Genomic DNA, 25,081 nt, shown 5'->3' with positions numbered 1-25,081 from the left:
GAGAGTTAACGTTATGCCGGGTGAAGGTTGAAGCCGGTTCCGGCCGGGTGTAACCCCAGACAACAGCGCACAGATTCGAACAAGGGACACAGGACGTGGCAGCACCGCAGAATTACTTGGCCGTCATCAAGGTCGTCGGCATCGGCGGGGGCGGCGTAAACGCCATCAACCGGATGATCGAGGTGGGGCTCCGTGGGGTGGAGTTCATCGCCATCAACACCGACGCGCAGGCGCTGCTGATGAGCGACGCCGACGTGAAGCTCGACGTCGGACGGGAACTGACGCGCGGGCTCGGCGCCGGCGCGGACCCGGAGGTCGGCCGCAGGGCGGCCGAGGACCACTCCGAGGAGATCGAAGAGGTGCTGCGCGGGGCCGACATGGTCTTCGTCACCGCCGGTGAGGGCGGCGGCACGGGCACCGGCGGTGCGCCCGTCGTGGCACGCATCGCCCGTTCACTCGGCGCGCTGACCATCGGCGTCGTCACCCGGCCGTTCACCTTCGAGGGCCGCCGCCGGTCCAACCAGGCCGAGTCGGGCATCGACACCCTGCGCGACGAGGTCGACACCCTCATCGTCATCCCGAACGACCGCCTGCTCTCGATCAGCGACCGCAATGTGTCGATGCTCGACGCCTTCCGGTCCGCGGACCAGGTGCTCCTCTCCGGTGTGCAGGGCATCACCGACCTGATCACCACCCCCGGCCTGATCAACCTCGACTTCGCCGACGTCAAGTCGGTCATGCAGGGTGCGGGCTCGGCCCTCATGGGCATCGGCTCCGCGCGCGGCGAGGACCGGGCCGTGAAGGCCGCCGAACTCGCGATCGCCTCGCCGCTGCTCGAGGCATCGATCGACGGCGCGCACGGCGTGCTGCTGTCCATCCAGGGCGGCTCCGACCTCGGCCTCTTCGAAATCAACGAGGCGGCCCGGCTGGTGCAGGAGGTCGCCCACCCGGAGGCCAACATCATCTTCGGTGCGGTGATCGACGACGCCCTCGGCGACGAGGCCCGCGTCACCGTGATCGCCGCCGGCTTCGACCAGGTCGATGCGACCTCGCAGCCTGCCGTACCTGCGGTCAAGCCCGCCTCGGCACCCACGGTCGGCGGGGACACCGCCCGTGCCGCCGCTCCGGCCTCCGCGGGCCTCGGTGCGTGGTCCCAGCAGCGCTTCTCCCAGTCCAACACGGTGCCGGCCGACGCCGGCTTCGACGTCGACCTGCCCGCCGTGGTGGAGCCGGACCTCTCCTCGGGCCGCTCGGACGACCTCGACGTGCCCGACTTCCTGAAGTAACCGGGATCTTCTGCGGATGTTTTTCTGGCAAGGCGGCGTGCAGCCCGGGCTGCACGCCGCCTTTACCGATTCCGCTGCCGGCAACCTCGCACTCAACCTCGGGCGGCCCTCGACGGCGGCCGGCAACCGGGCACGGGTGGAGACGGCGATGGGCGTGGCCCCCGGTTCCCTGCGGTTTATGACCCAGATGCACTCGAGTACGGTGGCCGAGGTGCCGGCCGGGTCCGCCCACTGGAGTCCGCCGGAGGCCGACGCCCTGCTCAGCCCGGACGGGAGCCAGGCGCTGGCCGTGCTCGTGGCGGACTGCGTCCCCATTGTCCTGGCCGACCGCTCCGGCCCGGCGACCGGTGTCGTCCATGCCGGACGCAGGGGTGTGCTGACCGGCATCGTGCCCAACGCCGTCGCCGGCCTGCGCGCCCACGGCGCCCGGGAGCTCACCGCCTGGATCGGCCCCTCGGTGTGCGGGCGATGCTACGAGGTGCCGGCCGAAATGAGGGACGAGGTGGCCGCCGCCGTGCCGGCCTCCTATGCGCAGACACGGCAGGGCACCCCGGCGCTGGACCTGCCGGCCGCCGTGCGGCAGCAGCTGCGCGATGCCGGTGTCGTCGTGGCGGCGGTGCCGTCGGGATCTTCGGCGTGCACGCTCGAAAACCCGCGGCTGTTCTCGCACCGCAGGGAACCCGGTGCCGGCCGGCTCGCCGGCCTGGTCTGGCGCACGTGAACGGCACGGACCTGACGGCGGACGCCGGCGCGCGCCGGCAGGAACTCGCCGAACGGCTGGGAGCGGTACGCGAGCGGATCGCGGCGGCCTGCGCCGCCGCTGGACGGACCGACGCGCCCGCGCTGATCGTGGTGACGAAGTTTTTCCCCGCCGCGGACGTACGGCTGCTCTCCGGGCTCGGCGTGCGGGACGTGGGAGAGAACCGCGACCAGGAGGCCGCCGCCAAGGCCGCCGAGAGCGCCGACCTCGACCTGCGCTGGCACTTCATCGGCCAGCTGCAGAGCAACAAGGCCCGCTCGGTGCTCCGCTACGCCGCCGCGGTGCACTCCGTGGACCGGCCCTCGGCGGCGGAGGCCCTGGCGAAGGCCGCGGGCACCGAGGCCGAACGCCGGTCCGGTGCCGGCCTTCCCCAACGGCCCGACCTGCGCTGCTTCATCCAGGTCAGCCTCGACCCCAACGCCCGCGCCGGCGGACGGGGAGGGGCGGCGGCAGCGGAAGTCCCGGAGATCGCCGCCCGGCTCGCCGGGGCGCACGGACTGCACCTTGAGGGCGTCATGGCGGTGGCGCCGCTGGGCGCCGACCCGCTGACCGCCTTCCAGCGCCTGGCCGGCATCTCCGCCGACCTGCGGTCAGACCACCCCGGCGCCTCTGCCGTCTCGGCCGGCATGAGCGGGGACCTCGAGGCCGCCATCCAGGCGGGCGCGACACACCTGCGGGTTGGCTCAGATGTGCTCGGTCCCCGCCCACCGTTGCGGTAGCGTCTGCACCGGGACGGCAGTGAGACCCGCAGCGCGCGGTTTCGGCACCGGGACGAAGCGAACTATCCACTCTCTCAATGACAGGAGTTACCATGGCTGGCGCACTGCGCAAGACAATGATTTACCTTGGGCTCGCCGATGGTGACGAGCACTACGAGCCCGAGGCGAAGAGCGCCCACAGCAGGAACGAGGATTACGCAGTGGATTATGACCGTGACGAACGCCGTCCCGAACCCGCCTCCGTCCCACGAAGCGTCCCCAGCGAGGAGTACCGGGCCCCGGTGACACCGATCAAGCGCGTGCAGTCGACCCGCGACGACTCCGCGCTGCGGCAGATCACCACAGTCCACCCCCGCTCCTACAACGATGCGAAGCTGATCGGCGAGAGTTTCCGCGACGGCATCCCGGTCATCATGAACGTCACCGATATGGGCGAATCCGATGCCAAGCGCCTCGTCGACTTCTCCGCGGGGCTGGTCTTCGGCCTGCACGGAAGCATCGAAAGGGTCACCAATAAGGTGTTCCTGCTCTCGCCGTCGTATATTGAAGTTCTGGGTGAGGATCAGAAGGCCAGCGAAGCTCAGACCAGCTTCTTCAACCAGAGCTGAAGCCGGCCGGCTGTCCGTGCCTGCCGCCCCCTGTAAGGCCCTAAGGACTGGAACCGCTCCGTGAGTTTGGTATTTGCCCTGATTTACCTCGTTCTGATGTTGTTCCAGCTTGCGCTGATCATCAGGATTATTTACGACGCCGTCCAGATTTTCGCCCGAAGCTGGCGTCCCCAGAAAATTGCGCTGGTCGTTGCTTCCGGTATTTATGCAGTGACCGATCCGCCGATCAAAGCTTTGCGTCGCGTGATTCCGCCGCTGCGAATTGGGGGAGTTTCCCTCGACCTGGCTTTTCTTGTGTTGTTTTTCGCCGTGGTGATCCTGATGGGTGTGTCACGGGGTTTCGCCACAGCATAGGTCCGGTTTAGTTTTCGAGTCCCAATAGATATAAGCTGAATTCCATTCTGATGTGAATCCAGTTCTTCACGTCCACAATTCGGTACCGCAGGCAGGTCCGCCCCCGGGCAGGCAGGTCTTTAACACTACGAGGTGACCAGATGGCCCTGACGCCAGAAGATGTTGTCAATAAGAGGTTCCAGCCGACGAAGTTCCGCGAGGGCTACGACCAGGACGAGGTGGATGACTTCCTCGACGAGATCGTCGTCGAACTGCGCCGTCTGAACCAGGAAAACGAGGAGCTGCGCCGCCGGCTCTCGGACGCTCCCGCAGGCACCGCCTCGACCGGCACGGTCCCCGCCCCGGTTGCCGCCAGCACCAAGACCGAAGAGGTCCGCGAGGAGGAGAAGCGGCCCGAGCCCGCAAAGCCCGAGCCCCGCGTCGAGACCGTCTCGCCTGCCGCCGTTCCCGCAGCTGCCAGCGCCGAGTCCGCCGCCGGCGTCCTCGCCATGGCCCAGAAGCTTCACGACGAGTACGTCAACGCGGGCGTTGAGCAGCGCGACAAGATCATCGCCGAAGCGCAGATCGAGGCAAGCAGCCTCGTCAACGACGCCCAGGACAAGAGCCGCAAGGTCCTCGGCGCCCTCGAGCAGCAGAAGAGCGTGCTGGAGCGCAAGGTCGAACAGCTCCGCAGCTTCGAGCGCGACTACCGTTCACGCCTCAAGGCCTACATCGAGGGCCAGCTGCGCGACCTCGACTCCCGCGGGTCGGTCGCCTCGGAGACTGCCGACGCCTAAAAGCCCCTCGGGCGCACCGCGCGGAGGTGCCCGGCAGGGCACCGCAGCGCAGTACCGGATTGAGGCCGGCCCCGGAAAAGGGGCCGGCCTTTGCCGTACCCTTGAGGAGTCGCCCCACGACAGTCCGATCCACCTGTTCCATACCTCTGCCGCCGTGCGGAAGCGTATGCACCCGGCATGAAAGCGTTATGAGCGAGAATCCACCGGCAGAGCAAACCCCCGCGGAAACGAAACGGACCGACGGGCCCGGTCACAGCAAGCGGGTCCGTGCCCGGTACGCCGTCCTCCTGCTGGGCTGCATGCTCGCCGCCTACGTCCTGGACCAGGTCACCAAGGCCTGGGTGGTCTCCACCATGACCGAAGGCCAGGTCACGCCGGTGCTGCCCCCGCTGCTGAACTGGCACTTCATCCGGAACCCCGGGGCGGCCTTCTCGATCGGCACCAACGTCACGTGGATCTTCACCATCATCCAGGCGCTGGTCTCCCTGGCCATCCTGACCCAGATCCGCAAGGTCGCCTCCTGGGGCTGGGCTGCCGCCCTGGGACTCGTGCTCGGCGGCGCGCTGGGCAACCTCACCGACCGCCTCTTCCGTGAACCGTCCTTCGGGCAGGGTCACGTCGTCGACTTCATCGCCCTGCCCAACTTCGCGATCTTCAACATCGCCGACTCCGCCGTCGTCAGCGGCGTCATCCTCGTGTGCCTGATGACCCTGCGCGGCATCGGCATGGATGGGCGGCGCAGCAGCGACAGTCCAGCCGAGGAAAGTACGGCCGGGGAAAGCGCCCCAGGGGAAAGCGCCCCCGGCGAAAGCGCCGCAGGAACCGGTCCGGACACGCCCCGGCCGGAGGGCAACGCCTCGTGAGCGGGGCCGCCAAGGTGGGCACCCCGACCGCCTTCACGGTGCCCGAGGACCTCGGCGGGTCCCGCGCCGACGCCGCGCTGGCGCAGCTGGCCGGGGTCTCCCGGTCGGTGGCCGCCGCCTGGTGCGCCGACGGCAGGGTCAGCCGCGGCGGCACGGTCCTGGCCAAGGCCGACCGCGTGCAGGCCGGCACCGAACTGCTCGTGGTGGTCCCCGATGCCGCCGACCCGCTGCGGGTGATCCCCGAGGCCGTCGAAGGCATGGGCATCCTCATCGATGACGAGGACTTCGTGGTCATCGACAAGCCCGTCGGCGTCGCCGCCCATCCCTCCCCGGGCTGGGTGGGCCCCACCGTGGTGGGCGCCCTCGCCGCGGCCGGCTACCGGATCTCCACCTCCGGCGCCCCCGAACGGGCCGGCATCGTGCACCGGCTCGACGTCGGCACCTCCGGAGCCATGGTCGTCGCCAAGACCGAACGGGCCTACACGGCCCTGAAGCGGGCCTTCAAGGAGCGCACCGTGGACAAGGTGTACCACGCCGTCGTGCAGGGCCTGCCCGACCCGCTTGAGGGAACCATCGACGCGCCCATCGGGCGCCACCCGGCCCACGACTGGCGGTTCGCCGTGCTGGAGGACGGACGGCCCTCCGTGACCCACTACGAGGTCATCGAGGCGTTCGGCCGTGCCAGCCTCGTCGAGGTCCACCTCGAAACCGGCCGCACCCACCAGATCCGCGTCCACTTCTCGGCGCTGCGCCACCCGTGCGTGGGCGATCTCACCTACGGGGCCGACCCGCGGCTTGCGGCGGAGCTGGGCCTGACCCGGCAGTGGCTCCACGCCCACCGCCTGGGCTTCGAGAATCCGCGCACCGGCGAGCCGGTTCGAGCTGTGAGTCCCTACCCGCTGGACCTCGAGTACGCCCTGGGCGCCCTGTCGGGGGACCGGGCCTAACACGCCTGCGGTCGCCGGGGTGGGGCCCGGGGACGGAACGGCGGGCCTAGAATGGTCGAGTGGTTTCAACAGCAGCGTCCCGTGAGTCCTTCGTCCACCTTCACAATCACACCGAGTACTCGATGCTCGACGGGGCCGCGAAGCTGACCGACCTCTTCAGCCACACCGAAGAGCTCGGCATGAATGCGCTGGCCACCACCGACCACGGGTTCGTGTTCGGGGCCTTCGACTTCTGGAGCAAAGCCCGCAGCGCCGGCATCAAGCCGATCATCGGGGTGGAGGCGTACCTGACCCCGGGCACCGCCCGCTCCGACCGCACCCGCGTCCAGTGGGGCGGGGGAGGCCGCGACGACGTCTCGGGCGCCGGCGCCTACACCCACATGACCCTCTGGTCGGAGTCCACCGAGGGCATGCACAACCTGTTCCGGATGTCCTCGCTGGCCTCCCTCGAGGGCTACCTCTACAAACCCCGCATGGACCGGGACCTGCTGCAGACCTACGGCAAGGGCCTGATCGCCAGCACCGGCTGCCCCTCGGGCGAGGTGCAGACCAAGCTGCGGCTGGGGCTCTACCAGGAGGCGAAGCAGGCGGCGTCGGATTTCCGGGACATCTTCGGCGCCGAAAACTACTTCTGCGAGCTGATGGACCATGGGCTCGACATCGAACGCAATGTCCAGGCCGACCTGATCAAGCTCGCCCGGGAACTGGGCCTGCCGCTGGTCGCCACCAACGACCTCCACTACACCCACGCCGAGGACTCCAAGGCCCACGCGGCCCTGCTGTGCGTCCAGTCCGGCTCCACCCTGGCGGACCCCAAGCGCTTCAAGTTCGACGCCGACGAGTTCTACCTCAAGTCGCCCGCCGAGATGCGGGCCATCTTCCGCGACTACCCCGAGGCCTGCGACAACACGCTGCTCATCGCCGAGCGCTGCGACGTCGAATTCAACACCAAGGCCAACTACATGCCCCGGTTCCCGGTGCCCGAGGGGGAGAACGAGCAGTCCTGGTTCGTCAAGGAGGTCGAGACCGGCCTGGCCTACCGCTACCCCGCCGGCGTGCCCGACGATGTGCGCAAGCAGGCCGAGTTCGAGGTCGGCGTCATCACCCAGATGGGCTTCCCCGGGTACTTCCTCGTGGTGGCCGACTTCATCAACTGGGCCAAGAACAACGGCATCCGGGTCGGCCCGGGCCGCGGTTCCGGCGCCGGCTCCATGGTGGCCTACGCCATGCGCATCACCGACCTCGACCCGCTCAAGCACGGCCTGATCTTCGAGCGGTTCCTGAACCCCGAGCGCGTCTCCATGCCCGACTTCGACGTCGACTTCGATGATCGGCGCCGCTCCGAGGTGATCCGCTACGTCACCGAAAAGTACGGCGACGAGCGCGTCGCCATGATCGTCACCTACGGCACCATCAAGGCCAAGCAGGCCCTGAAGGACTCCTCGCGCGTGATGGGCTACCCGTTCTCCACGGGGGAGCGCCTTACCAAGGCCATGCCGCCGGACGTCATGGGCAAGGGCCTGGCCCTGGCCGACGTGCACAACAAGGACGCCAAGCGCTACTCCGAGGCCGACGAGCTGCGTGAACTGCTCAAGACCGACCCCGACTCCGCCAAGGTGTTCGAGACGGCGCTCGGCCTCGAGGGGCTGAAGCGCCAGTGGGGCGTCCACGCCGCCGGCGTCATCATGTCCTCGGACCCGCTGATCGACATCATCCCGATCATGCGCCGCGACCAGGACGGCCAGATCATCACCCAGTTCGACTACCCCACCTGCGAGGGGCTCGGACTGATCAAGATGGACTTTCTGGGGCTGCGGAACCTCACCATCATCACCGACGCCGTGGAGAACATCACCGCGAACCAGGGCATCGACCTGGTGCTCGAGGACCTCGAGCTCGACGACAAGGCCTCCTACGAGCTGCTGGCCCGCGGCGACACCCTGGGCGTGTTCCAGCTCGACGGCGGGCCCATGCGCTCCCTGCTCAAGCTCATGCGCCCCGACAACTTCGAAGACATTTCCGCGGTGCTGGCGCTCTACCGCCCCGGGCCGATGGGCGTGAACTCCCACACGAACTACGCCCTGCGCAAGAACGGGCTCCAGGAGATCGAGCCGATCCACCCCGAGCTCGAAGGCCCGCTCGAGGAGATCCTGGGCGGCACCTACGGCCTGATCGTCTACCAGGAGCAGGTGATGTCCGCGGCCCAGAAGCTGGCGAACTTCACCCTCGGCCAGGCGGACATGCTCCGGCGCGCCATGGGCAAGAAGAAGAAGTCGGAGCTGGACAAGCAGCAGGCCGACTTCTTCGCCGGTATGAAGGAAAACGGCTACTCCCAGGCCGCCATGGACAAGCTGTGGACCGTCCTCGAATCCTTCTCGGACTACGCGTTCAACAAGGCCCACACCGCCGCGTACGGGCTGATCTCCTACTGGACGGCCTACCTCAAGGCCCACTACCCGGCTGAATACATGGCCGCCCTGCTCACCAGCGTCGGCGACGACAAGGACAAGCTGGCCATCTACCTCAACGAGTGCCGCCGGATGGGCATCACCGTCCTGCCGCCGGACGTCAACGAGTCGAGCGTGAACTTCACCCCGGTCGGCAAGGACATCCGCTTCGGCATGGGCGCCATCCGCAACGTCGGCGCGAACGTCGTCGGGGCGATGGTCACCGCCCGCGAGGAGAAGGGCGACTTCACCTCCTTCAGCGACTTCCTGCAGAAGGTCCCCGCCGTCGTCTGCAACAAGCGCACCATCGAATCCCTGATCAAGGCAGGGGCCTTCGACTCGCTCAAGCACCCCCGCCGGGCGCTGGCGATGATCCATGAGGAGGCCGTCGACTCGGTCATCGTGCTCAAGCGCAACGAGGCCGCGAACCAGTTCGACCTGTTCAGCGCCTTCGACGACCCGGGCGCCGGCAGCAGCCTCTCGGTCGAGGTGCCGGACCTGCCCGAATGGGAGAAGAAGGACAAGCTCTCCTTCGAACGCGACATGCTGGGCCTCTACGTCTCGGACCACCCGCTCCAGGGCCTCGAGGGGATCCTCAGCCAGCACGCCGACCTGACGATTCCCTCGGTGATCAGCGACGAGGGCCCGGCAGACGGCGCCATCGTCACCATCGCGGGCATGATCACCTCACTGCAGCGGCGGATCGCCAAGAACAGCGGCAACGCCTACGCCCGCGCGGAGGTAGAGGACCTCGCCGGATCGATGGAGGTCATGTTCTTCGGGCAGGTGTACGGGCCGATCTCGGGGGTGCTCGCCGAGGACCTCATCGTCGTGGTGCGCGGCCGGCTGCAGCGCCGGGACGACGGCGCGGTGATGCTCAACGCGCAGGAACTCTCGGTGCCCGACCTCAGCGAGGGCCACTCCGGGCCCGTCGTCATCTCCATGGCCCAGCACAAGGCCACCGAGGCGGCGGTGACGGCCCTGGGCGAGGTGCTGCGCACCCATCCGGGCACCAGCGAGGTGCAGATCCGGCTCAACGGCAACCGCAAGGTCGAGGTGATGAAGCTCGGCGTGGACCTGCGGGTGAACCCCACCCCGTCGCTGTTCGGCGACCTGAAGGTGCTGCTCGGCCCCGCCTGCCTTGACGCGTGAGACTGCCTTGACGCGTGAGACTGCCGGGCGCGTGGGACTGCCGGGCGCGTGGGACTGCCGGGCGCGTGGGACTGCCGGGCGCGTGGGACTGCCGGGCGCGTGGGACTGCCGGGCGCGTGGGACTGCCGGGCGCGTGGGACTGCCGGGCGCGTGAGACTTCAGGCTGCACTCCTCGGCTGATGCCTCAGATGATGTAGTCGGTGGGCGCGGCATAGCCGCCCCCGTGGTACAGCAGCGGCGCGCCGTCGGCCCCGGTGCCCCCCTCGGTCACCTCGGCGACGACCACCGCATTGTTCTCGAAGGACAGCCTCAGAGTGATGCGCCCGATCAGCCAGCCGGCCACCCCGTGCAGCAGCGGGACCCCGTGGGAGCCGGGGCTCCAGTGGTCCCCGCCGAAGCGGTCCGAGGTGCGGGCGAACCGGTCCGCGAGGGCCTGGTTGTTCAGGCCCAGCATATGAACGCCAACGTAGCTGGTGTTGGCGACCGCGGGCCAGGAGGAGGATCCCCGCGACATATTGAAGGTGAAACGGGCCGGGTCGGCCGACAGGGACGCCACGGACGTGGCGGTGAACCCGAAGGGCCTGCCCTGGTACGACGCGGTAATGATGGCTACCCCGGCCGCGTGGCGCCGGAAAACTCCGCGGAATGCCGATCCCGGGCCCGGATCGGCGGCGGCAGGACTTTCCTTCACCAGGTTTCCCTCCATGGCTCCTCCTTCAACGATCGCGATCCGCACCCCGCGTGCGGGGGCGGCCGCCGGCGGCTCCGGCAATCCCTCAACCCTAGGCGAGCCGGGCGGCGGGGGCGTGCTTTTGTTAATGTAGAAGTCATGCACCCCTCCCGCCCGCACGACGCCGGCTCCTACCCGCCCCCGGTGTACGCCCCGGCCCCGAACCGCGCGGCGGCCCCTCCCGTGGGCCTGCTGTGGTGGGCGGGCTCGACGGCGGTGCTCGGTATCGTCCTGGGCGTGTTCTGGTGGCTCGGCGCCCCGGGCGGAATCCTCTACGGTGACGGACGCCTCCCCGGCACCTGGCTGCTGCGCGACCTGACCCTCGCGGGGCTTGAACTCGTGGCGGGCGTGGCCGTGGGAACGGTGCTGGCCCGGCGCCTCGGGCGGCCCGGCGGGCTGCGGCGGCTCCTCGCCGCGGTCGGCGGCTCAATCCTCGGGTCCCTGCTCGCCGTCCTGATCGGCACCGCGCTCGGCGCCTGGATCGGCCCGCACGGCAGTCCCGAGATCCCCGGGTCGGGCTTCGGGCTGCACTCGCCGGGCGCCGCCGCCATCTGGCCGGCGGCCGCAGCCCTCATTGTGTTCGCGGCCGCCCTGTTCGACTGGCTGCGGCGCGGCCGTCCCTGACCGCGGGCCGGTGTCCCGGGCGCCGGTAGACTAATCGAGTGGAAAATCCAGCTGCCGCCCCGGCCCGCGAGGGCTTCCGAACCATCGACCTCAGGGGTCTCTCCCTCAGCCGGCGTGAGCTGAAGCGCGTACTGCCCCGGCCGCTGGTGGGGGAGCATCCGCCCGAAGAGGCGGTCGGACGGATCCTCGAGGACGTGCGGAACCGGGGCCTGCCGGCCCTGAGGGAACTCGCCCGCCGCTTCGACGGCGTGGAGCAGGACCACCCCCGGGTGCCCGCCGGTGTCCTGCGCAGCGCCCTGGAGAACCTCGATCCGCAGGTCCGTGAGGCCCTGGACGAGGCGATCACCCGCGCCCGCCTGTTCGCCGCGGCGCAGGTGCCGGCGGAGGTGGAGGTTCGACCCGCCCCGGGGGCGCGGCTCGTGTCCCGGTGGGTTCCCGTCGACCGGGTGGGCCTCTACGTGCCCGGCGGCCTGGCGGTCTACCCCTCGTCGGTGGTGATGAACGTCGTTCCCGCGCAGGCGGCCGGCGTCGCCTCGATCGCCCTCGCCTCCCCGCCGCAGAAGGAGGAGGGCGGCTGGCCGCACCCGGTCATCCTGGCGGCGGCGGCCCTGCTGGGAATCACCGAGGTGTATGCGATCGGCGGCGCCCAGGCGGTGGCCGCCTTCGCCTACGGCCTCGAGGAGGCCGACGGCCACCCCTCCCTTGAGCCGGTCGACGTCGTCACCGGGCCCGGGAACGTCTTCGTTGCCACGGCCAAGCGGCTCGTCCGCGGCGTCGTCGGCATCGACTCGGAGGCGGGCACCACCGAGATCGCGGTGCTGGCCGACGCCGGCGCCGACCCCGTCCTCGTCGCCGCGGACCTGGTCAGCCAGGCCGAGCACGACCCGCAGGCCGCCTCGGTGCTCATTACGGATGCACCCGCCCTCGCCGACGCGGTGCGCATCGAACTCGGCCGGCAGGCGGACGCCACCCGGCACCGCGAACGGGTCCTCACGGCCCTGTCCGGCCCGCAGTCGGGGGTGATCCTGGTCGACGACCTCGACTCCGGCCTTGAGGTCTGCAACGCCTACGCCGCCGAGCACCTCGAGATACACACCGCCGACGCCGCGGCCGCCGCCGCCCGGGTCCGCAATGCGGGCGCGGTCTTCGTCGGGCCGTACAGCCCTGTCAGCCTTGGCGACTACTGCGCCGGCTCCAACCACGTCCTGCCCACCGGGGGGACCGCCTCCTTCGCATCCGGGCTCAACACGACAACCTTCCTGCGGGCGCAGCAGGTGGTGGAGTACTCACGGGATGCGCTTTCGGAGGTCAGCGCGCCCATCCTGGCGCTGTCCGAGGCGGAGAACCTGCCCGCCCACGGCGACGCCGTCCGGGCGCGCTTCCCCGGCAATAACCACTAGATGTGGTAATTGCACGCTTGTAGTTTCCCTACATCTGGTTCTACACTTGAACCAACCGGAGCGCCCAGCGGTCCGGCACCCGCCCATCCGGCCCGAGCGGAGACAGGAGTACGCAGTGCACTGCCCCTACTGCCGCAACTCCGACTCGCGGGTCGTTGACAGCCGGCTGGCCGACGACGGTTCGGCGATCCGCCGGCGCCGGCAGTGCCACACCTGCGGGCGCAGGTTCACCACGGTGGAGACGACGAGCCTCAGCGTCATCAAGCGCTCGGGTGCCGGTGAGCCCTTCAGCCGCGGCAAGGTGATCAACGGTGTGCGGAAGGCCTGCCAGGGCCGGCCCGTGACCGAGGACGACCTCGCCCTCCTGGCCCAGGAAGTCGAAGAATCAGTGCGCGCCAGCGGCGTCGCCGAGATCGACGCCCACGAAGTGGGACTGGCGATCCTCGGCCCCCTGCGGAAGCTCGACCAGATCGCCTACCTGCGCTTCGCCAGCGTGTACCAGGGCTTTGAATCCCTTGAGGACTTCGAAGAGGCGATCGCCACCCTTCGGCTGCAGTCATCCGAGAACGCGAAGGTACCCTCGGGGGCGCAGCGGCCCCTGTCCGCGCACTAGGTGCGCCTTGAGACCCCGGTGGTGGCGGCGGAGGGGAAGCCGGCGCCACCACCGGTACCACGTTCCACCGGATCGAATGTCCGGATCTTCCCTCGGTCAACGCACAAAAGACCCGTGCCCTCCGGTGCTGCCGGAAGGCACGGGTCTTTTCCTGCGCTGCCCGTCCCTGGGCCGCTTGGTGCGTGGGCTACTTGGTGCTTGAGGGGGACAGCAGAAGCGCCGCCTGCAGCGCCCCGCCGACGATGCCCGCCTGGTTCTTCAACTGGGCCGGGACGATTCGGGTGCGCAGGTTCAGTGAGGGAAGGTATTCGGCGCTGCGTTTGGAGATCCCGCCGCCGACGATGAACAGTTCGGGGGAGAAGAGGAACTCGACGTGGGAGAAGTACCGCTGGAGCCGCACCGCGTACTCGTCCCAGTCGATCCCGTCCCGCTCACGTGCCACCGCCGACGCCTTGGACTCGGCGTCGTGCCCGTCGATCTCGAGGTGCCCCAGTTCAGCGTTGGGCACAAGCTGCCCGTTAAAGATGAACGCGGAACCGATGCCGGTGCCCAGGGTGATCACCAGGACCGTCCCGGCGACGCCCTTGCCGGCGCCGTAGCGGACCTCGGCCAGGCCGGCGGCGTCGGCGTCGTTGATGACGTGGACGCTCCGCCCGAGCACCCGCGTGAAGAGGGCGTCGACGTCGGTGTCGACCCAGCTCTTGTCGACATTCGCCGCCGAGCGGGCGACGCCGTGCTGAATGATGGCCGGGAAGGTCACACCCACCGGCACATCGGCGGCCGGACCGCCCGGCCGCGAGGAGAGCTCGGTGACGATTTCGGCAACGACGCCGGCGACCGCCTCCGGGGTGGCGGGCTGGGGGGTCGGAATCCGGTAGCGCTCACCGACGATTTCGCCCTTGGCCAGGTCGACAATGCCGCCCTTGATTCCGGTGCCGCCGATATCGACACCGATGACGGTGGCCGGCAGCTTCCGGCCGGGCTTCTTCTTGTCGACGTCCTTGGGCATGATTCTCCAGGTGATATTCGTGGCCGGGTGGGCGGTTCGCCCGTCCCGGGCCGTTTCGAGGGGGTGGTCGGTGTTCCCTGACCGCCGGTCAGCGGGTCAGGGCAGGGTGAGGATCTCGGCGCCGGTGTCGGTGACGACCAGGGTGTGTTCGAACTGCGCGGTGCGTTTGGCGTCGCGGGTCACCACGGTCCAGTCGTCGGCCCACATGTCCCACTCGATGGTGCCAAGGGTCAGCATCGGTTCGATGGTGAACACCATTCCGGTTTCAATCACCCGGTTGTACGCGGGGGCGGCGTCGTAGTGCGGGATGATCAGGCCGGTGTGGAACGCCTCGCCCACGCCGTGGCCGGTGAAGTCGCGCACCACGCCGTAGCCGAAGCGGCGGGCGTAGGACTCGATGGCGCGGCCGATCACATTGATCTCCCGGCCTGGGGCGACGGCCCGGATGGCGCGGCTCAGCGCCTCCTTCGTCCGCTCCACCAGCAGCCGGGATTCCTCGTCGACGTCGCCGACGAGGAAGGTGGAGTTCGTGTCGCCGTGGACGCCGTCGAGGTAGGCGGTGATGTCGATGTTGAGGATGTCCCCGTCCTGGAGGACGGTGCTGTCCGGGATGCCGTGGCAGATCACCTCATTGACTGAGGAGCAGATCGATTTGGGGAAGCCGCGGTAGCCGAGCGTCGACGGGTAGGCGCCGTGGTCGATGAGGAATTCGTGGCCGATCCGGTCGAGGGCGTCGGTCGTGACGCCGGGCTGGGCGTGGCGCCCCACCTCCTCGACGGCCTGGGCGGCCAGCCTGCCGGCCTTGCGGATTTTCTCGATGGTTTCGGCGGTCTTCACCTCGGAGCCGGTGAAGGGCGCCGGGGCCTTGCGGCCGACGTATTCGGGGCGGGCGATTCCGGACGGGACGGGGAGCCGGGGACTGACCATGCCGCGCTGGAGCGTGCCAACGGGTGCGGTGCCAGGATTGTGGGGCATACCCTTGATCTTATAGGCGGCGGGGTTCAGAGCTGAAAGCGCCGCCCAGAAGGCCGCGGACGGCTGCCGGAAGGCCGGCACCGGAGGCGGCCGCCATCGACGACGCAGGAGGAGAAGACGATGCCGCAGTACTGGTTCAATGTTCGGACCCATGAGGTCGAGGTTGACGCGCAGTCCGACTGGAAGCAGCTCATCGGTCCCTACGAGACCCGCGCGGAGGCCGAGCGGGCCCTTGAGAAGGTCCAGCAGCGCAACAAGGCGTGGGACGCCGAGGACGAGGACTGAACGCCCGCGCCCCGGCTAGAAGGAGTGCTCCGGGCCGGGGAAGCTTCCGCTGCGGACCTCTTCGGCGTAACGGGTGGCGGCATCGGTCAGCACCGAGCGGACCTCGGCGAACTGCTTGACAAACTTCGGCTGCTTCCCGCCGCGCAGGCCGGCCATGTCCTGCCAGACGAGCACCTGGCCCGTCGTCGAGGCGCCGGCACCGATGCCGATGGTCGGCACCTGCACCGCGGCATCCACCTTCGCCGCGACCTCGGCCGGCACCATCTCCATGAGGACGCAGAATGCACCCGCCGCCTCGAGGGCCAGGGCATCGTCAATGACCCTCCGGCCGGTGTCCCCACGGCCCTGCACCCGGTAGCCGCCGAGGGCGTGTTCGCTCTGCGGGGTGAAGCCGACATGCGCCATCACCGGGATCCCGGCCCGCACCAGCGCGCGCACGGTGTCGGCGAACTGCGCGCCGCCTTCAAGCTTCACCGCATGTGCCCCGCCCTCCTTCAGGAGCCGCACCGAGGACTCAACGGCCCGGGCGGTCGAAACCTCGTAACTGCCGAAGGGGAGATCGGCAACAATGAGCGGACGGCGTGCCGCACTGCTCACGGCACGGGTGAACAGCACCATTTCATTGAGCGTGATGGGCAGGGTCGTGGCGTGCCCCAGCACGTTGTTGGCGGCGGAGTCGCCGACCAGGAGCACCTCGATGCCGGCCTCGTCGAAGATCTGCGCCGTGTACTGGTCGTAGGCCGTCAGCATGGCGAAGCGCCGGCCCTCCGCCTTGGCCTGCTGCAGGTGGTGGGTTCGAATCCTGGCCGGGCGCGGGGCCGGGCGGGGTTCTTCCGGGGTGGAAGCTCCGGTGCCGTACGGGGCGGGCATTTCGGCGGAAGTCATGGTTCCGAGCCTACTTCACGGCCCCGGGCTTCCCTGAGCCGCGTCCCCGCCGCCCGGTAACCGGCCTGTAACATCGCCGCGCCATACTGGGCAGGCACCGGCGGACGCGATTCCGGCGTCCGGGTCAGTAGAGTATGGAGAGATTCCGGCTCAGCCGGCCAACCGGCGCGGGCAGGGAACGGCTCGGCGCAGCGCAGACGCGGCAGGAAAGAGGGTAGGAATGAACCGGCAGCAGGAATTCGTACTGCGGACGATCGAGGAGCGTGACGTCCGTTTCGTCCGGCTGTGGTTCACCGACGTCGTCGGCTCGCTCAAGTCCGTCGCCCTGGCCCCGGCCGAGGTGGAGGGGGCCTTCGAGGAGGGCCTCGGGTTTGACGGCTCCTCCATCGAGGGCCTGGCCCGGGTCTTCGAATCCGACATGCTCGCCCAGCCGGACCCGTCGACGTTCCAGATCCTGCCCTGGCGTGGGGACAAGGAGCAGACCTCACGGATGTTCTGCGACATCCTCACCCCGGACGGACAGCCGTCGGCCGCCGATCCGCGCAGCGTGCTGAAGCGGACCCTCGCCAAGGCCGCGGACATGGGCTTCACCTGCTACACGCACCCCGAGATCGAGTTCTACCTGCTGAAGTCCGCCGAACTCGGCACCGACGGCCGCCCGGTGCCCGTGGACCAGGCCGGCTACTTCGACCACGTGCCCGGCGGCGTCGCCCAGGACTTCCGGCGGACCGCCGTCGCCATGCTCGAGTCGGTGGGCATCAGCGTCGAGTTCAGCCACCACGAGGGCGGGCCGGGGCAGAACGAGATCGACCTGCGCTACGCCGACGCGCTGCAGACCGCCGACAACATCATGACTTTCCGGACCGTCATCAAGGAGGTGGCGCTCACCCAGGACAGCTACGCGACGTTCATGCCCAAGCCGTTCTCCGACCACCCCGGCTCGGGCATGCACACACACTTCTCGCTCTTCGAGGGTGACTCGAACGCGTTCTTCGAAGCGGGCGCCGAGTTCCAGCTCTCCAAGACCGCCCGCCAGTTCATCGCCGGCATCCTGCGGCACGCCCCCGAGTTCACCGCGGTGACCAACCAGTTCGTGAATTCCTACAAGCGGCTCTGGGGCGGGGGCGAGGCGCCTAGCTACATCTCCTGGGGCCACAACAACCGCTCGGCGCTGGTGCGCATCCCCCTGTACAAGCCGAACAAGGGCCAGTCCGCCCGGATCGAATACCGGGGCATCGACTCCGCCGCGAACCCCTACCTCGCCTACGCCGTCCTGCTCGGCGCCGGGCTGAAGGGCGTCGAGGAGGGCTACGAACTGCCCCTGGGAGCCGAGGACGACGTCTGGAGCCTCACCGCCGCAGAGCGGCGCGCCATGGGCCACGATCCGCTGCCGGCGAGCCTCCACGATGCGGTCCGCGCCATGGAGGACTCCGAACTCGTCGCCGAGATCCTCGGCGAGCAGGTCTTCGAGAATTTCCTGCGCAACAAGCGCGCCGAATGGCACGACTACCGTATCGAGGTCACCCCCTATGAGCTGCGCCGCAACCTGGGCATCCTGTAACGGCACCCGCCGGGCCGCTGGTGCCCGATGAGCCTGGCGGGACGGCTCATCAGTGCCGGTTTCACCGACCTCGAGAAGAGCACGCGGTTCCTCGAGGCTCCCGAACTGGCCGGCATTGACGCGGAGCTGCTCTTCGCCGCCCTGGGCCACGCCGCCAGCCCGGACCTCGCCCTCCAGTCGTACGTGCGCCTGCTGGCCGTCGAACCGGCAGTGGCGGACCTGTTCACGCGGGAACCGGACCGGGCCACGGCGCTCTTCCGCCTCCTCGGTGCCTCCGAGGCGCTGGGGGAGTTCCTCATGCGCCACCCCGGGCACCTCGACGCGGTCCGGCCCCCGGCTCGGGCGGCACCCGCCGTGGCTCCCGAGCAGCTCCGCGCCTCCCTGCTGGCCGCGGTCGACGCCGACCCGGCGGTGGAGAACCCCGTCGCCGGGAAGACCGGGACGGGCGCCCACCAGTGCCTGCGCGCGGCGTACCGCCGCCACCTGACCGAACTGGCCGTGCGCGACCTCTCCCATCCCTCTCCTGTCGACTACCTGCCCACCGCGGCCCGCGAACTGGCGGACTCGGCCGCGGCCGCGCTCGAGGCCTCCCTCGCCGTGGCCCGTGCGGACCTCGCCGAAAGCTATTCCGCCGACGACATCGCCGCCGTCCGGCTCGCCGTCATCGGGATGGGCAAGTGCGGAGCGAGGGAACTGAACTACATCTCCGACGTCGATGTCATCTACGTGATCGACGCCCCGTCCCTCGACGAGGCCCTCGCGAGCCGCATCGGCACCGCCCTGGCCACCGGCATCTCCCGCGGGGTCTACTCCCCGGGGCCCGAACCGGCGCTCTGGGAGGTCGACGCCAACCTCCGGCCGGAGGGCCGCGACGGTCCGCTGGTGCGCACCCTCGAATCGCACCTGACCTACTACTCCCGGTGGGCCTCCACCTGGGAGTTCCAGGCGCTGCTCAAGGCGCGGGCGGTGGCCGGGGACCCGGAGCTGGGGCGCCGCTACGAGGAGGCGGTGGCACCGCTGGTGTGGACCTCGTCGGAGCGGGAGGGCTTCGTGGAGTCCGTCCGGGCGATGCGCCGGCGGGTCACCGAGAACATCCCGCGGCACGAGGGGCCGAAACAGCTCAAGCTCGGCAGCGGCGGGCTGCGCGACGTCGAGTTCACCGTGCAGCTGCTGCAGCTGGTGCACGGGCGGGCCGATGAAAGCCTGAGGGTCAGGGACACCGTCTCGGCGATCGCGGCCCTCAGCGCCGCCGGGTACATCGGCCGGGCCGACGCCGCGGACCTCGACTACGCCTACCGGTACCTGCGCCTCCTTGAGCACCGCATCCAGCTGACGCAGCTGCGCCGCACCCACCTGATGCCCGACGGCGACGCCGCCCGGCACGCGCTGGCGCGCTCCACCGAGGGTGCGATGGTCAGCGTGCGCCCCACCGCACGAAGCATGGTCGAGAAGTGGCAGCGGACCCGCCGGCTGGTGGAGCGCCTCCACGAGAGCATCTTCTACCGGCCGCTGCTCAACACCGCGGCGAACCTCAGCCTCGAAGACGCCAAGCTCACCCCGGAGGCGGCCCAGGCGCGGCTGGCGGCCCTTGGCTACTCCGACCCGAAAGGCGCGATGCGCCACATCGAGGCCCTCACCGGCGGCATCCGGCGCCGGGCTGTGCTGCAGCGTCAGCTCCTGCCGATCCTGCTGGCGTGGTTCGCCGACGGAGTTGACCCCGACGCCGGGCTGCTGGGCTTCCGCCGCCTCAGCGAGTCGCTGGGGGAGAGCCACTGGTACCTCGGGATGCTGCGGGACTCGAAGGCCGCGGCGGAACGGCTGTGCAACGTGCTCTCATCGAGCAGGTTCATCACCGACCTGCTCGAAGTCTCGCCTGAATCGACGAAGTGGCTGGGCTCGGACCCCGAGCTGGTCCCCGACACCTTCGAGTCGCAGTGGCAGGAAATCCGGTCGAAGATGTCGCGACACCCGCAGCCCCAGGACGCGATGCGGCTGATCCGCCTCATCCGCCGCCGGGAACTGCTCCGCATCGCCATCGCCGACAGCGCCGGGCTCCTCACACAGCCCGCGGTGGGAAACGCGCTCGCCGACGCCGACCGGGCCGCCGTGCTCGGCGCCCTCCACGTTGCGGAGAATTCCATCCATGCGTCCGAGCCCCGCATCACCGACGTCGTCGTGATCGCCATGGGACGTCAGGGCGGCCGGGAGATCACCTACGGCTCCGACGCCGATGTGCTCTACGTCCACCGGCCGCTGCCCGGAGCCGATCCGGCCGCCGCCCAGCGGCAGGCGGAGAAGGTCGTGTCACAGCTGGCCGCCAACCTCACCCAGCCGTCCAAGCCGCCGGTTCGAGCGGAGCGGGTCCTTGAGATCGACGCCGCCCTGCGTCCGGAGGGCAGGCAGGGGCCGATGGTGCGCTCCCTTGACTCATTCCGCGAGTACTACAAGCGGTGGTCACTGATCTGGGAGGCCCAGGCGCTGCTGAGGGCCCGGCCGATGGCGGGCAGCGACCCCCTGGCGGCCGCCTTCCTCGAGCTCATCGACCCGATCCGCTACCCGTCTTCACTGTCGGAGACCGACGAGCGGGAGATCCGCCGGATCAAGGCACGGATGGAGGCCGAACGCCTCCCGCGCGGGGCCGACCCCTCCCGGCACCTCAAGCTGGGCCGGGGCGCCCTCAGCGACGTCGAATGGCTGATCCAGCTGCTGCAGCTCCGCCACGCCGCCCGGGTGCCCGAACTGCGCAGCGCCTCCACGCTTGAGGCGATGGACGCCGTGGAGGCCGCCGGACTGCTGCCGGCCGCCGAAGTGGAAACCCTGCGGCGCAGCTGGCTGCTGGCCAGCAGGCTCCGTGCGGCCAACGTCATCTGGAGCGGGCGCAGCTCCGACCTGCTGCCCTCCTCCCGACGCGACCTCGAGGCGGTGGCCCGCTGGTGCGGCTACGGGCCCGGAAAGGGCGCAGAGCTGGAGGAGGACTATCTCCGTCTGACCCGCCGGAGCCGGGCCATCTTCGAGCGCAACTTCTACGGAACCTGACGTTCCGCCCTGCTTCTGCTGGTCCGTCCGGAGGCGCCGGCAGCTACTCCCATCCGCGGACCCGGCTGCCTGTAGGACCGCACCCCTCGGCACTCGGTGCTTAAGGCAATTACCTGTTTCGTGTCCGTACGCTACCCGACCCTTCCAAGTCGGGCCCGGTTTCGTTGCCGCGAATTGATCAGTAGCCTTACGGTCGGGGCATCCCGCACGCGCGGGTGCGCCCCGACGAGAGAGTTCATTATGCGTTTTTCTTCATTGGTAGCCGCGACGACGCTTGGACTCGTCGTCGCACTGGCACCAGCCGGACCCGTCCTCGCCGGGCCCGCCGAACGGCAGGCCAACTGCACTGCGCTGGGCGGAACGCTGAGCGGAAGCGGCAACAATCAGACCTGCACCGTCACCACGGTGGTCGTTAGCCCCGATGTTCCGTCGGGCACCGCGACGACCACCTTCAGCGAGGACCGCCCGGTGGGCGATCCGGTCACCGTGGACACCTCCCGGCCGGTGCGCCAGCCGAACCCCACTATGTCCACTGAGGAACGCGATACCGGCGAGGCAACCGTCGTCCGCACCGAGCGCGCCGGCACCCCCGTCGTCACCGAGGAGGAGCGCGATGCCGGTGAGGACACCAGTGAGGACGTCGTCGTCGCCGGCACCCCGACGTCCACCACCCGCACCGAACGCGGCACGCCCACGACCACCGAGCAGCCGACGACCACCAACTGCCGCAGGGTCAATGACGAGCGGTCGGCAAAGCCCGTCGAGAAGTGCGACCGCGCCGTCCTGACCACCAGGACGACACCCACCACGGTCGTCACCACGACGACCACCCCCCAGGAGCGGGTGACCACCACCACGCAGCCACGGGAGACGCTGGTCACCACGACCACGCCGGTCACCGAGGTGTTCACCACCACGCAGCCGCGGGAGTCGTGCACCACCACGACCTTCCAGACGCAGATCGCGACGGCGACCACGCAGCAGACCGAGCGCACGGCGACCACCACCCAGCCGACGACACGCACGACGACCACGACGAAGACCGCATTCAACTTCCCGCGCGGCACCGACATACCTACCCCCACCGGCACTCCGGCGATATCGACCTCCTCTGCCGCGGGTGACTCAATCATCACCACGGCGGACGTCCCGGGGACTCCGGTCGTCACCACCGGAACCCGGCCCGGCGAGCCGGAATCGGACGTTGTCTGCACACCGACCGCTCCGGTGATCACCAGTGCCGACGGTGACACGAGGGAGGACGTGGAGACGGCGACGGTCCCCGCGGAGCCCACCGTCACGGTGACCCGTGAGGAGATTGATCCTCTCGTTGTCGAGACCGAGGCTCCGGGTGTTCCGATCGTCACAACCGACACCCGCACCACCGGCCAGACCTGCTACAAGAATCCCGCGACGGCCGAACAGCGGCGCAACCGCTGCTGAACCGTTCGGTGCGTATGAACGCTGCCGCCCACCGTTCCCGGTGGGCGGCAGCGTTTTCGTGGGGGCACCGGTTGCTTCCCGGCAGCTGGGCCGGTCCACCGGATCCGAAGTGGAGGGCTCAGCCTGCGCGGCTGGCCTCGAGATCGGCCGCCAGGGCCGGGGCGAGGGAGCGCATGTAGGTGGAGGTCACATGGTTATCGTCGTAGTACACGTTTGCTCCGCCAATGGAGGCGTAGCACCGCCCGTCCGGGCAGAAATGGTCCGACAGGTCAAGGACCTTGATCCGGTCCGATCGCGCCGCCTTCGCGGCTTCGGCGAGGGGATCGGCGGGAAGCGCGTCAGCGCCGTCGTTGGAACAGGCGCGCGGCGCGGTGGGGTTCTGCGCCAGGCACTCGGCGGTGGTACGTTCGATGGTCAGGGGCGTGTCGCGCAGGACGAACACCTCGATGCCTGCCTCGGCCCAGGGCAGGGCCCGGCGGGCGAATCCGTCGCGGTACTGCTCGGGCTGTGAGCGGCCGCTTCCGTCGTCGATTTTCTCCACCACGCCGAAGGAGGAGACGAAGACGAGTTCGGGTTTCTCGGCCGTGATCCGCTCGGAGACGGCGCCGCTCCACTTCAGGCACTTCTTCCGGTACGCCTCGCTGGTGGTCGGCTTGCCCTTGAACGCCACCCGGGGCACGTCGACGACCGGGCAACCGTCCACGACGCTCTTCTTGACCATCCAGCGGTTCTGCCGGGCAAGTTCGAAGATTGCCGCCTGCCATTGCTCGGCGTGGGAATCCCCAACCAGCCATACGGTGGCTGCCGGATCGGCTCCGCCGGCGAAGTCGCATTCGATCAGCCGGTTCGCCTTCTTGATCCAGAGGGGGTCGGCGGCCCGCCCGCATTCGGGAGGGGAGGTGTCGTAGGATTCGGCGGCGGTCACTACCTCCGTGGCGGGCGGCCCAAGGGGATCCGGGCAGAGCCGGTCGGGCTGGAGGCCGCCGGCGCCGAAGCAGGCGCTCCGCGACGCATCCTTGAGGACGGCGCTGTGGTTACGCTCGGCGCTGTCGACGCTGATGATCATTGCAGCGGCCACCGCGGTGACCACGGCCATCGAAGCGGCCGTTGCGGAGAGGACCCGGCCGAATGAAGCACCGGCCAAGAGGACCGAGCGCCCCGGATCCTCAATCAGGGACTTGGTGAGCGCGGCCAGGGCCACCGCAACGGCGAGCAGCAGCACCTCGTCACCGAGAGCGGGGTCACGGTTCAGGATGCTGGGAGCCAGGACGATCAGCGGCCAGTGCCACAGGTAGAGGGAGTAGGAGATGTCTCCGATGAACTGGGCCGGCGGTGCCGCCAGGAGCGTGTTCGGGGACCAGCCGGGGTGGTGTGGCCCCGACACCAGGACGAGCAGGGTGCCGACCACGGGCACGAGCGCGGCGGCGCCGGGGAAGGGAGTTTCGTCGCTGAAACTGACCGCGGCGAACAGGATCAGGCCGAGTCCGGCCCACTGAGCGGCTCCGCTCACCAGCAACCCTGCCCCGGCGCGGGAGCGGGGGAGCGTAAGGACGGTCGCGATGAGTCCGCCGGCGGCAAATTCCCAGACCCTTGTCTGTGTCACGAAGTAGGCTTCGCTGGGGCTGGTGTAGGTCAGGTGAATGCAGACGAACAGGGAGAGCACCCCGGCGGCGGCCAGGCCGCCGCGGACCACCTGAACGGAGGGGAGCCTCCACCGGGAGGCGAGCAGGAAGAGCCCCAGCAGGAACAGCGGCCAGACGAGGTAGAACTGTTCCTCGACCGACAGCGACCAGTAGTGCTGGACGGTCGAGGGTGCCGCGTTGTCCGCCGAGTAGTCAAGGGACTTGTCAGCAAGGACCCAGTTCTCGATATAGACGGTCGCGGCGATGGTCTCCCAGGCGAGGGAGGCCCATCGCGGGAAGGGCAGGAAGGCCCACGCCGCGGCGAGGGAAACCAGGGCCACGGTGAGCGCGGCGGGCAACAGACGCTTGATGCGGCGGAGGTAAAAGACTCCAAGCCGGACGCCGCCGGTGCGACCGAGCTCTGAGAGCAGGTGCTTCGTCATCAGGAAGCCCGAGATGACGAAAAACACGTCCACTCCGACATATCCACCGGGCAGCCATGCAGGCCAGAGATGGGCGATCACCACGAGCAGCACCGCGATGGCCCGGAGGCCCTGCACATCCTTGCGGACCTCTTTGACCGGTGTACTGGCGCGGCGTGGAGGCGTCATCGTGCGCACGGCGTTGCTCATTCTCTGACACCTCGATCCGTCGAACTGTTCGTTTTTCGGCGCTCGGGAAATTATAAGGGTGCTGAGGATTTTCCCCAATTAGGTGACGCTGGACATCCACCGTCCAGCCGACGGGCACCGGCCCATTTTTTCATCGGCGAACCGCGCGATGGCGACCCAGTTTTTGGTGGCGGTCCCGGCCGCGCTGTGTCAGGGCGCCGCTTCAGTGCGGGAATCTTGCGTCGCGGTGCTGCGCTGATCCCGGCCTGTCCGCGCCCGTGTGCCATCGTGCTGGTGCCGCCGCGCGCCTGTGTCCTGCGTGCTTGGGTGTCCGTGTCCGGTGCGGGGGCTCGCGCCCGGTAGTCCGGGGGCCGG

21 protein-coding genes are annotated in these 25,081 nt (G+C 69.3%); 16 read left to right on the top strand and 5 right to left on the bottom strand.

What is annotated here, in order from left to right; translation table 11 throughout:
* Nucleotides 1–95: 95 nt before the first annotated feature.
* The 9 genes from ftsZ to dnaE all read left to right on the top strand — a co-directional run bounded on the left by ftsZ (nucleotide 96) and on the right by dnaE (nucleotide 9,912).
* Entirely contained in the window at nucleotides 96–1,286 is a 1,191-nt protein-coding gene (ftsZ, locus tag GVV86_RS14230; protein ID WP_159618999.1) for a cell division protein FtsZ, read from the top strand.
* Between the two features lie 16 nt (nucleotides 1,287–1,302).
* Nucleotides 1,303–2,007, top strand: a complete 705-nt coding sequence (locus GVV86_RS18725; protein WP_246199804.1) for a purine nucleoside phosphorylase YfiH/LACC1 family protein — start codon at nucleotides 1,303–1,305, stop codon at nucleotides 2,005–2,007.
* Entirely contained in the window at nucleotides 1,995–2,765 is a 771-nt protein-coding gene (locus tag GVV86_RS14225; RefSeq protein WP_425483369.1) for a YggS family pyridoxal phosphate-dependent enzyme, read from the top strand. Before GVV86_RS18725 ends, GVV86_RS14225 begins: the two co-directional genes overlap by 13 nt.
* A gap of 92 nt (nucleotides 2,766–2,857) precedes the next feature.
* On the top strand, nucleotides 2,858–3,373 hold the full coding sequence (locus GVV86_RS14220; protein ID WP_159618995.1) for a cell division protein SepF: 516 nt from the start codon (nucleotides 2,858–2,860) through the stop codon (nucleotides 3,371–3,373).
* Nucleotides 3,374–3,433: 60 nt separating this feature from the next.
* Nucleotides 3,434–3,727, top strand: coding sequence for a YggT family protein (locus tag GVV86_RS14215; RefSeq protein WP_120169683.1), 294 nt, complete (start codon nucleotides 3,434–3,436; stop codon nucleotides 3,725–3,727).
* A gap of 140 nt (nucleotides 3,728–3,867) precedes the next feature.
* Entirely contained in the window at nucleotides 3,868–4,503 is a 636-nt protein-coding gene (locus GVV86_RS14210) for a DivIVA domain-containing protein (RefSeq protein ID WP_159618993.1), read from the top strand.
* A 188-nt stretch (nucleotides 4,504–4,691) separates the two neighbouring features.
* A complete protein-coding gene (lspA, locus tag GVV86_RS14205; protein WP_159803133.1) occupies nucleotides 4,692–5,366 on the top strand; it encodes a signal peptidase II in 675 nt (224 codons plus the stop codon).
* Nucleotides 5,363–6,313: an RluA family pseudouridine synthase gene (locus GVV86_RS14200; RefSeq protein ID WP_246199802.1), complete on the top strand. Its 951-nt coding sequence runs from the start codon at nucleotides 5,363–5,365 to the stop codon at nucleotides 6,311–6,313. Before lspA ends, GVV86_RS14200 begins: the two co-directional genes overlap by 4 nt.
* Before the next feature lie 59 nt (nucleotides 6,314–6,372).
* Nucleotides 6,373–9,912: a DNA polymerase III subunit alpha gene (gene dnaE / locus GVV86_RS14195; RefSeq protein WP_281350593.1), complete on the top strand. Its 3,540-nt coding sequence runs from the start codon at nucleotides 6,373–6,375 to the stop codon at nucleotides 9,910–9,912.
* Between the two features lie 184 nt (nucleotides 9,913–10,096).
* Here dnaE and GVV86_RS14190 read toward each other — a convergent pair whose 3' ends face one another.
* Nucleotides 10,097–10,618, bottom strand: coding sequence for a flavin reductase family protein (locus tag GVV86_RS14190; protein WP_159803132.1), 522 nt, complete (start codon nucleotides 10,616–10,618; stop codon nucleotides 10,097–10,099).
* A 123-nt stretch (nucleotides 10,619–10,741) separates the two neighbouring features.
* On the opposite strand from GVV86_RS14190, the gene GVV86_RS14185 reads away from it, so the two are divergent.
* The 3 genes from GVV86_RS14185 (at nucleotide 10,742) to nrdR (ending at nucleotide 13,279) form a co-directional block, all read left to right on the top strand.
* A complete protein-coding gene (locus GVV86_RS14185; protein ID WP_159803131.1) occupies nucleotides 10,742–11,266 on the top strand; it encodes a hypothetical protein in 525 nt (174 codons plus the stop codon).
* A gap of 38 nt (nucleotides 11,267–11,304) precedes the next feature.
* The gene (hisD, locus tag GVV86_RS14180; protein ID WP_159618985.1) at nucleotides 11,305–12,666 is read left to right on the top strand and encodes a histidinol dehydrogenase; all 1,362 of its coding nucleotides are present in this window, start codon (nucleotides 11,305–11,307) and stop codon (nucleotides 12,664–12,666) included.
* 115 nt (nucleotides 12,667–12,781) lie between these two features.
* Complete coding sequence (gene nrdR, locus GVV86_RS14175; protein ID WP_159803130.1) at nucleotides 12,782–13,279, top strand: transcriptional regulator NrdR; 498 nt, start codon at nucleotides 12,782–12,784, stop codon at nucleotides 13,277–13,279.
* A 187-nt stretch (nucleotides 13,280–13,466) separates the two neighbouring features.
* Here nrdR and ppgK read toward each other — a convergent pair whose 3' ends face one another.
* Nucleotides 13,467–14,288 carry a polyphosphate--glucose phosphotransferase gene (gene ppgK, locus GVV86_RS14170; protein WP_159618981.1) on the bottom strand — a complete coding sequence of 274 codons (822 nt, stop codon included), beginning with the start codon at nucleotides 14,286–14,288 and terminating at the stop codon, nucleotides 13,467–13,469.
* 96 nt (nucleotides 14,289–14,384) lie between these two features.
* Entirely contained in the window at nucleotides 14,385–15,263 is an 879-nt protein-coding gene (gene map, locus GVV86_RS14165) for a type I methionyl aminopeptidase (protein WP_159618979.1), read from the bottom strand.
* Between the two features lie 120 nt (nucleotides 15,264–15,383).
* On the opposite strand from map, the gene GVV86_RS14160 reads away from it, so the two are divergent.
* Complete coding sequence (locus GVV86_RS14160) at nucleotides 15,384–15,548, top strand: SPOR domain-containing protein (RefSeq protein ID WP_133404849.1); 165 nt, start codon at nucleotides 15,384–15,386, stop codon at nucleotides 15,546–15,548.
* Between the two features lie 15 nt (nucleotides 15,549–15,563).
* Here the strand turns inward: GVV86_RS14160 and panB are convergent, their stop codons facing one another.
* Entirely contained in the window at nucleotides 15,564–16,433 is an 870-nt protein-coding gene (gene panB, locus GVV86_RS14155) for a 3-methyl-2-oxobutanoate hydroxymethyltransferase (protein ID WP_159803129.1), read from the bottom strand.
* Between the two features lie 220 nt (nucleotides 16,434–16,653).
* Between panB and glnA the strand changes: the two genes are divergently transcribed.
* From glnA to GVV86_RS14140, 3 genes are all read left to right on the top strand, one after another.
* Complete coding sequence (gene glnA, locus GVV86_RS14150) at nucleotides 16,654–17,994, top strand: type I glutamate--ammonia ligase (protein WP_159618975.1); 1,341 nt, start codon at nucleotides 16,654–16,656, stop codon at nucleotides 17,992–17,994.
* A gap of 27 nt (nucleotides 17,995–18,021) precedes the next feature.
* Nucleotides 18,022–21,030, top strand: a complete 3,009-nt coding sequence (locus GVV86_RS14145) for a bifunctional [glutamine synthetase] adenylyltransferase/[glutamine synthetase]-adenylyl-L-tyrosine phosphorylase (protein ID WP_159803128.1) — start codon at nucleotides 18,022–18,024, stop codon at nucleotides 21,028–21,030.
* Nucleotides 21,031–21,270: 240 nt separating this feature from the next.
* Nucleotides 21,271–22,473 (top strand): hypothetical protein, encoded by a 1,203-nt coding sequence (locus GVV86_RS14140; RefSeq protein ID WP_159803127.1) that lies wholly within the window; start codon nucleotides 21,271–21,273, stop codon nucleotides 22,471–22,473.
* A 118-nt stretch (nucleotides 22,474–22,591) separates the two neighbouring features.
* On the opposite strand, the gene GVV86_RS14135 is transcribed toward GVV86_RS14140, so the two are convergent.
* Nucleotides 22,592–24,727 (bottom strand): acyltransferase family protein, encoded by a 2,136-nt coding sequence (locus GVV86_RS14135; RefSeq protein ID WP_159803126.1) that lies wholly within the window; start codon nucleotides 24,725–24,727, stop codon nucleotides 22,592–22,594.
* Between the last annotated feature and the right edge of the window lie 354 nt (nucleotides 24,728–25,081).

Source organism: Arthrobacter zhaoguopingii (genome assembly GCF_009828595.1).
GTDB lineage: Bacteria > Actinomycetota > Actinomycetes > Actinomycetales > Micrococcaceae > Arthrobacter_D > Arthrobacter_D zhaoguopingii.
The sequence above is the reverse complement of the archived record's forward strand: the minus strand, read 5'-3'. Positions and strand labels throughout refer to the sequence as shown.

What these genes read in the sequence shown, in the direction of transcription:
- GVV86_RS18725 (WP_246199804.1), top strand. Translation starts at nt 1,303, where the DNA reads ATGTTTTTCTGGCAAGGCGGCGTGCAGCCCGGGCTGCACGCCGCCTTT.
- GVV86_RS14220 (WP_159618995.1), top strand. Translation starts at nt 2,858, where the DNA reads ATGGCTGGCGCACTGCGCAAGACAATGATTTACCTTGGGCTCGCCGAT.
- GVV86_RS14210 (WP_159618993.1), top strand. Translation starts at nt 3,868, where the DNA reads ATGGCCCTGACGCCAGAAGATGTTGTCAATAAGAGGTTCCAGCCGACG.
- lspA (WP_159803133.1), top strand. Translation starts at nt 4,692, where the DNA reads ATGAGCGAGAATCCACCGGCAGAGCAAACCCCCGCGGAAACGAAACGG.
- GVV86_RS14190 (WP_159803132.1), bottom strand. Translation starts at nt 10,618, where the DNA reads ATGGAGGGAAACCTGGTGAAGGAAAGTCCTGCCGCCGCCGATCCGGGC.
- GVV86_RS14185 (WP_159803131.1), top strand. Translation starts at nt 10,742, where the DNA reads ATGCACCCCTCCCGCCCGCACGACGCCGGCTCCTACCCGCCCCCGGTG.
- ppgK (WP_159618981.1), bottom strand. Translation starts at nt 14,288, where the DNA reads ATGCCCAAGGACGTCGACAAGAAGAAGCCCGGCCGGAAGCTGCCGGCC.
- map (WP_159618979.1), bottom strand. Translation starts at nt 15,263, where the DNA reads ATGCCCCACAATCCTGGCACCGCACCCGTTGGCACGCTCCAGCGCGGC.
- GVV86_RS14160 (WP_133404849.1), top strand. Translation starts at nt 15,384, where the DNA reads ATGCCGCAGTACTGGTTCAATGTTCGGACCCATGAGGTCGAGGTTGAC.
- panB (WP_159803129.1), bottom strand. Translation starts at nt 16,433, where the DNA reads ATGACTTCCGCCGAAATGCCCGCCCCGTACGGCACCGGAGCTTCCACC.
- glnA (WP_159618975.1), top strand. Translation starts at nt 16,654, where the DNA reads ATGAACCGGCAGCAGGAATTCGTACTGCGGACGATCGAGGAGCGTGAC.
- GVV86_RS14145 (WP_159803128.1), top strand. Translation starts at nt 18,022, where the DNA reads ATGAGCCTGGCGGGACGGCTCATCAGTGCCGGTTTCACCGACCTCGAG.
- GVV86_RS14140 (WP_159803127.1), top strand. Translation starts at nt 21,271, where the DNA reads ATGCGTTTTTCTTCATTGGTAGCCGCGACGACGCTTGGACTCGTCGTC.
- GVV86_RS14135 (WP_159803126.1), bottom strand. Translation starts at nt 24,727, where the DNA reads ATGAGCAACGCCGTGCGCACGATGACGCCTCCACGCCGCGCCAGTACA.